This is a genomic window from Paramagnetospirillum caucaseum, from assembly GCF_000342045.1.
GTDB classification, from domain to species: domain Bacteria; phylum Pseudomonadota; class Alphaproteobacteria; order Rhodospirillales; family Magnetospirillaceae; genus Phaeospirillum; species Phaeospirillum caucaseum.
In genome coordinates this window covers 1-7,274 of record NZ_AONQ01000115.1, presented here as the reverse complement: position 1 = coordinate 7,274, position 7,274 = coordinate 1, and the positions used below count along the sequence as shown (strand labels likewise).

General features: G+C 50.0%; 9 protein-coding genes. 5 read left to right on the top strand and 4 right to left on the bottom strand.

Annotated elements, in window-relative coordinates:
• Window positions 1-434: Fur family transcriptional regulator (locus H261_RS24275; protein ID WP_008622110.1), on the top strand; the 434-nt coding region annotated here is incomplete at its 5' end.
• A gap of 138 nt (window positions 435-572) precedes the next feature.
• Here the strand turns inward: H261_RS24275 and H261_RS24270 are convergent.
• Together H261_RS24270 and H261_RS21955 are read right to left on the bottom strand one after the other, a co-directional pair.
• On the bottom strand, window positions 573-854 hold the full coding sequence (locus H261_RS24270; RefSeq protein WP_008622109.1) for a helix-turn-helix domain-containing protein: 282 nt from the start codon (window positions 852-854) through the stop codon (window positions 573-575).
• A complete protein-coding gene (locus tag H261_RS21955; RefSeq protein WP_008622108.1) occupies window positions 851-1,177 on the bottom strand; it encodes a type II toxin-antitoxin system RelE/ParE family toxin in 327 nt (108 codons plus the stop codon). The genes H261_RS24270 and H261_RS21955 overlap by 4 nt, the downstream gene beginning before the upstream one ends.
• Window positions 1,178-1,516: 339 nt before the next feature.
• Here H261_RS21955 and H261_RS24265 point away from each other — a divergent pair, with 339 nt between their 5' ends.
• Both H261_RS24265 and H261_RS21950 read left to right on the top strand, forming a co-directional pair.
• Window positions 1,517-1,981, top strand: coding sequence for a DUF1465 family protein (locus tag H261_RS24265; RefSeq protein WP_008622107.1), 465 nt, complete (start codon window positions 1,517-1,519; stop codon window positions 1,979-1,981).
• The gene (locus H261_RS21950; protein WP_407636101.1) at window positions 1,962-2,846 is read left to right on the top strand and encodes an EAL domain-containing protein; all 885 of its coding nucleotides are present in this window, start codon (window positions 1,962-1,964) and stop codon (window positions 2,844-2,846) included. Before H261_RS24265 ends, H261_RS21950 begins: the two co-directional genes overlap by 20 nt.
• Window positions 2,847-2,926: 80 nt before the next feature.
• Here the strand turns inward: H261_RS21950 and H261_RS21945 are convergent, their stop codons facing one another.
• Together H261_RS21945 and H261_RS21940 are read right to left on the bottom strand one after the other, a co-directional pair.
• Entirely contained in the window at window positions 2,927-3,172 is a 246-nt protein-coding gene (locus H261_RS21945; RefSeq protein ID WP_152427056.1) for a hypothetical protein, read from the bottom strand.
• Window positions 3,173-3,199: 27 nt separating this feature from the next.
• Complete coding sequence (locus tag H261_RS21940; RefSeq protein ID WP_008622104.1) at window positions 3,200-3,949, bottom strand: hypothetical protein; 750 nt, start codon at window positions 3,947-3,949, stop codon at window positions 3,200-3,202.
• Between the two features lie 489 nt (window positions 3,950-4,438).
• On the opposite strand from H261_RS21940, the gene H261_RS21935 reads away from it, so the two are divergent.
• Window positions 4,439-6,847: a hypothetical protein gene (locus H261_RS21935; RefSeq protein ID WP_152427055.1), complete on the top strand. Its 2,409-nt coding sequence runs from the start codon at window positions 4,439-4,441 to the stop codon at window positions 6,845-6,847.
• 121 nt (window positions 6,848-6,968) lie between these two features.
• The coding region (locus H261_RS21930; protein ID WP_008622102.1) for a hypothetical protein at window positions 6,969-7,274 on the top strand (306 nt) is incomplete at its 3' end.

Here is a 7,274-nt window from a genome sequence, read left to right as displayed (position 1 = left end):
CCCCCTCACGCATCGAGCAACGTTGCATTGAAAAATCTATGAAGATGACGGACCAGCGGCGAGTTATCGCTCGCGTCCTTTCAGACGCAACCGACCACCCTGATGTCGATGAGGTTTATCGCCGTGCCGTCGAGATCAATCGGCATATCAGCATTCCCACTGTCTACCGCACCGTGCGACTTTTTGAGGAAGCAGGCATCCTTGAACGGCACGATTTTGGCGATGGGAAAAAGAGCCGATACGAAGAGGCCGAAAGTGACCATCATGATCACTTGATTGACGTAACTTCAGGGGCAGTTATCGAATTCTCCTGCGTTGAGATTGAAGCTTTGCAAAAGAAGATCGCCGCAGATTACGGCTATCAGGTCATCGGCCATCGCCTTGAGCTTCTTGGAGTTCCATTGACAACAGAAGATCGGCAGGAGGACCAATAGGCAAGAGAGAGTCCATCATAGCCAGGGGACAAGGAAACCTTGGACGGTGAAATCCTTGCCCGGTTTGCGTAATTTGATAAATGAACCCAAGATCGCCCCAATCTTAGTGACGGAGCCAACTCTGGAACCGTGATGGATTCAGCGACCAGGAAGAAGCTCAACATGAAGGCGGCTACCTGTGGCGGCGGCGTAGCGTGCAAGTGAAGTAGATGAAGGAAGGGAGCGGCCACTTTCCAGCCGTGCAACCACGGACTGGGTGGTACCCATCCTCTTGGCGACTTCGGCCTGAGATAGACCAGCCCGTTGCCGGGCACGGATAAGGGTTTCCGCAATCTCGAACTCTGGAGCGAGACGGTCATATTCGGCCTTAACCTCGGGATCAGCCAGCATTTTAGCCTTGAGATCATTCAGGCTGGTCATTTCAAAATCTCCTTGGCCCGAGCCAATGCGAGTTCAATCTCCTGGCGAGGCGTCTTCTGGGTCTTTTTTACAAAGACCCGCACGACCACGACCCGCCGACCAGTGACGGTCACATAGAGGGCACGGGCGATGCCGTCGCGGCCCATTAGCCGCATCTCCCAAAGCTTGCCCTCAAGCGGCTTCACATGAGGATGCCCCATACCTTCCAACCCGGCGGATTCAATCATCCCGGCTATCCGCAGAAAACGGGCCTGCATATCCTTGGGCAAGGCAGCGATTTCCGCGTCCACGACTTCGTTGAGGGTTTCGACCTTCCATTCCATGGATAGACCATATCGCAAAATAGCGATTGCCGGAAGGTGGCTAAATGGTAAGGTTTAGCGACCTCGAAACGGCGAGAACTCGACCGAGGAACCGTTCGACGACAGGATGAAGGCGGGTGGCATGAATCTCGGTGGTGGCTATTCGTCATGGGAGGGAACCACGAGGGGATTGAACCACGATGATCGAGATCCATCTAACAGGAAATAGCCGCAAAACAGCATATGGCTGGCTGGGCTGAAGTATGACATTTGGTATTGATTGTCGTATGAAGACGGAACTTCGCATGTTAGCATTTTAAGAAATATTTGCCCGTCTTGGTGGTGACATGAGGTGCGGGGATGCAAACAACTGCATATTTTCGCGGCCCTTTTGAAGAAACCATGGCTCTGCTGGTTGAAGCTCGGACCTTCATGATGGAAACTGAATGGTGGGACCGGCAAAAAGTCGATGGCGTTAAAGGGCTTCGGATAACAAATGAAACTTTTCGGCTAACAAGCCGCCTGACACAAGTTATGTCGTGGTTGATGTTCCAGCGTGCGGTTCATGATGGTGAGATTTCCGCAGAATATGCGTTGCAAGAACAATTTAGGCTATCGGGGCATGATGTGTGCCTTGACACATCGCATTCTAATGATGCCGTGATATCCAGAGAGTTACGATCACTATTGAATCGTTCGCACAAACTCTTTCTGCGGATCGAGCGGCTGGAGTCAATGTTTGTTCTCACTGCATCGCGTAAACACGCTTCATCTACCAGCGAAGAATTAGACGCTAATTTCGGGCATGCTGAAACTGAACATTGACCCACCGCCCCCCCCGGAGACGTGTATTGATGCGTCTGCTAATAGCCAAGCCGACAACAAAGCCCGTAACATAGACGCTGGCGTTGACAAAGAATACATGGAAGCCATGAGCCAATCAAAATCTGGGTGCCACTCGTGTATGGAAGGAAAGGATTTTCCTATTCCTTTTACCATGGCGTTTCAGCCGATTGTGGATTTGCATGAGCGACGGATATCGACCTACGAAGCACTAGTGAGAGGTCCAGAAGGCCAACCTGCTATGAGTGTTCTTTCTCAGGTGACTGCTGACAACCGCTACGCATTCGATCAGGCGTGCCGAGTCAAGGCCATCGAACTGGCAGCCAGCTTGGGCTTGGATCGGCGTCTGAGCATCAATTTCCTACCCAACGCCGTTTATGATCCCAAGGCGTGTATTCGTGCCACCTTGGCTGCTGCGGAGCGGGCCAGATTTCCCCTTGATCTCATTACCTTTGAGATCACCGAGGATGAGAGAATTACAGATACTCCTCACCTTCTTAGCATCATCAAGGAATACCGCCGCCATGGATTCAAGGTAGCACTTGATGATTTTGGGGCGGGTTATGCCGGACTTAATGTGCTGGCGGAGATGATGGTTGATGTCGTGAAACTCGACATCGCACTGGTTCGCGACATCGACCACGATCAAAGACGCCGCACAATTGCATTGGGCATGATAAAGATTTGCCAACAGCTTGATGTCGATGTTGTCGCCGAAGGGGTGGAGCGGATTGAAGAGTTAAAAGTTCTTCGTGATGCCGGTGTACGTTATATGCAAGGCTTTCTATTTTCACGGCCCGTTGTCAATTCTCTTGTCCAAGACTCTGATATCAACTTTATCCCTTAACGGCCTAGCAAGTTGGGAGCACATCGATACCATATTTGAAATAATTTCAAAGCAGCCTGCCGTATCCTCTTCCATCGCGATTAATCCCGCTCCTCAAACTGGAAGCCACCGAACATAACTTCGCAGTCCGCGTTAACGGGCGGAAATACAGTTTCCACAACCATCTGGTCATCGCTGATGACACGACCAATGAACGATGAACATTCATCATTATTCATGACAAACAATATGCGTCTACCGATGCGAATTATGTCATCCCTGTATTCATAGTCGTCATCGATCAAGTCGCTAATCGCAACAACCATCCCAACCAAACCTTTAGTCATTTTCAGCACTCCAAAGATTAATCGTCATTAGTTTGACCATTCGACAGGGTTGGGCGGCAAGACCTGCACGGGCCGGGTATCGCCAGGACCACCTTTAACCGCACATCCCCGCCGATAAATTATCCGACCATCTTTGCGGACGTACTTCGTGTCCCGCCGCCAGTGACCGCACTTAGGGGTTCCAGTCCCAGTGCCCTCATGACACCGGTCATCGGCTGGACGGTGCCGCACGATGGTTTGCCCTGGGCGGATGATCCTGTAGGGCGGCAGCGGACGCTTGCCGTGCTTCTTGCGGGATTTCTGGGTGAACTCATCCACCTCGATCAAGTCCGCATAGATGGTCGGCTGCTGGATGTAGCTCAGTACACCGATCACATATTTGATGTCCGATATCGGGGCAAATGCAGGCTTAACATTCTGGTTGGCTTCAAATGAAGTCTTGATGGTATCCCCACACATCTCCACATCGGCTCGATAGATGCCAGCAAACTCACCATCTTTAAGCCTGCCAAAGCACGAAAACGCGAGTGTTTTGTCATTTACCTTTTGAATTAGGTTGAGGAGCTTGCCTACGCTAAGAAGCATAATATCTGGCAATTCGGCAAAAACTACATCGCACCTTATTTCAAATGTTAACTCGGCCGGAAACAGATACGGAACCGCATCAATGACAAATTTGGCATCTTGCGGGAATGACTGAGAGACATTTTTGCGGAAAGCATCAATTAACCTCAGTTGGCTCTCGACACTTGTCGTTTTACTCTGCGTCGCACTCACTTCACAAACTCCACAATATTTGAAGCGGAGTTGACGCCATGGCCAAAGCCGCAAGACCCACATATGATAAAAAGCTGATTGCACATTCGTCAAACAAAAAGCGACAATGTAATTAATTGCTATAAGCTAAATCAAGCAGCACAAAAACCTCCGCGAAGAGGCGAAAATATTTTTATACTCAATGTGTTTTGGCTGCGGCAATGCAACCTGAATGATATGTGCGGCATATAGTGAGGAAGTAATCGCAGCATGAAAATATATTTTCAGACTGCGAAAGCTTCCTTGGCCGACATAATGCCAGTGCCATGGCGATGAAGTCCGGATCGAAAACATAATTTATAAGGCTTTCTTGCGTCGATTAAATGGCGAAAGCTTTTAATATATAAAAGTTGACAACAATAACCACGCACAAACAAAGTTTGAAAACATGAATTTTGCTTGATATGTTATGCATGCAATTTGTGCATGGCCATATGTCGCAGGCGTAACATGGAACATCATTCTGAAGCAGATCACCCAGACATCAATGCTGAACAAGGTCCAAAAATGTCTCCAGGTAGACATTTTGAAGAAGACCCGCCACGCATCGATAACAATGAAGAATGGGAACAACTGATTGACTATATGGTGCTTCAGTTTGAGCCTTTTTATGAGGCGAAAACAAACACCGATGAAAACGCGGTTAATCGCGTCATGTCAGCCTATCGCATCGTGTTGAAGGCGTTGAGCGACCCTGAAGGATTTGACGTTCGCTGCAACATCATCAAGGTCAAGGCTCCGAAGGCGGATGTTCAGAACCCTGTCTTTCACAGAGCCATCGAGTTCGACCTTGCCACCATCGCCAAACGCAAAAGTGTCCCCTTCAACAAGAGAGCGGTCAAAGACACCATCACCTGTTACTCGCGGGTGTGCCACTGGCTCTATACCCGGCAGCCACCTCTGCTGGATAACTCGGCACGAGACCAACTCACAACCATCGGCATCAACGCGATTGAGAAGTTGTGGCTCCAAGAGAACAAGAAGGCCGACGCCCCCAAGCCCAGGAAGCCCTCATTGCCCAAGAAGGTGGTCCAAGAGGTATGGGACGCGATCAAGGATTTGCCGCCGCCCAGCCCCGGTCATCGGTCCATCAGCTTTGCCGCGAAGCAAGCGGTTCGGAACTATCTCGACGGGGTAGCCAGTGACGAAGAGGCAACCGGTGAGGACGCTGAACCGATTGAAGCGGCTGACGAAGTTTGCTTCGTGCCCGCTGGGTTTACACTGGATAAGTTCCTAACTAAAGAAACTTACAAGGAAAACCCTGAATATCTGGTGTTGTTCAACATCTATCCGTTTGTGATGGGGTTTTGTGATCACGGCTTGGCACTAAATTGTTACGAAGGGCACAATGAATACCGCACCCCTGGCGGCGACATTCGAAAACGCACAGGGGGCAGTCCGATTAAGGACTATATGGTTTCAGATGAAGACAACAGCATTTATGAAGATCACTTGGAAACGGTCGTCAATTGGCTTGAAGATAACTACGAGTCGATTAAGCCAATTGGAAATCCGCCGCCTTCAGGTGGTGAGGATGTCCCGACCGATGATAGCCTGGAAGGTGACGGGGTAGCCGTAGACGATCAGTCGAGCGTCACCGCGACTATGGTGGCCGTCCCTGAATTGGACGACCTTCTGGAAATGCAGATCGCCGAGATTCACCAGTTGGCCCTGCGGGACGCTTCATCCGAGTTGGTCACGTCGATCCGTGACCGGATCGCCCAGGAGACCGACGAACATCAGCGTCAGAAGCTGGAGACGCTGTGGGTGATGCTCCAGGCCCAGCAGAAGCCTGCTGGCGATGACCAGGGCAGAAACGGGCACGATCAAGAAATCGACGCAGGCCAGGGTGACGGCGATGATCAATCGGTCATGGCGGACGATGATACTGACCCTGAAGATGATCCGCCGTCAGGAGGTGAAGAAGCCCCGAGCAATGATCTGGTGACCGATTCGGGTGAGGCTTCAGTAACCAGTGATCCCTCCCTCGCTGGCAATGAAAACGATGATGACGATGACGACGATTACCGTCCAGAACCCACCGAGGTCGAGAAAGCCATTGCTGGTGCGTCCAATCTGCTAACGAAAATCATAAACGAGTTGCATGAAACAGATTTTGAAGACGTGGAGGAACTGGTTGAGCACTACCAGGGCGACATCGTTTCGCGGGACGACGTGTATAACGCACTGAAAGAAGGAATTCAGACAGGTTTGATCTTTATTATAGGCGGAAGCGTAATTGGAACAGTTAATTTGCATAACTGGACACTACACGAATTCAGATGTGCTGTATTCTACACAGATTTAGTCACATACCTTCACTACAGCGTGAAGTTCGCCAATGCCTTTATCGAGGCGGCAAGCACACTTAATCTTATTCGCGATGAACGCGACGAAGATGGCATGTGGGGTGGGCGGACAATACAATTTAGCAACCCTCGCGTTAGCCTTCTTGCTCGAAAGAACCCAAAAATCATTGCCAAACTTCGCACCTATGGAAAGCATATGGCTGAGTATGAAGTGGCATCTAATCGTGACTGCATTTACCACGAATTATTAGGCGAAGACCGATGTGGCGACGGATGCGTAGGCATGACAAAATTCGTGAAGATGTTTCCGTCACTTACCAAGGCAAAAGAATTTTGCAACAGCCTTTCTGAATTAAATTCCTATGCAGTCTATAAGGTATTGGACAGCACAATGCCCTTCGAAGATATCGTGTATGAGAACGATGACGCACCAGGGTCAACATCGGTGATAAAAACTGCTTACGCTCAGTTTCGTGAGAACCACTGCCAATTAGAAGACCAATTTGGCGATTATGAAGCTGGAGCGACCGATAGCCCTTACCGCTTCTAATCTTCAATAGTGACGACTTCATAAGGCACCTATATGTATGGCTTGTTCTGAATGCATGGCGGCGATAGGATGCATCATGATTTTCCAAAAACCATACACATTTTGAGATGGAGTTAGATTGATGTCGTTCCTGGACAAGCTGAAAGCCGCACCTACCCCGACCCGCGTGCCTACTGCTTCGAAGAGCACTCCCGTCACGCGGTTCATAAAGAAAGTGCGTGAGCAGCAGGAAATGGTCCAGATCGCCATCGATGGCGGCGAGATCAATAGCCGCACGGCTTGGTTTCTCAAGTCTGGAGATGCTTATCGGTTTAAGATTCTCCGTTCGCCGTTGATCATCAACGAAACCGAATGGTTTGAGTCCGCGAGCCTCAGCGACTTGAAGGCCATCTATCAGGGCATCATCGACGCTGCGAACAGCGGCGAT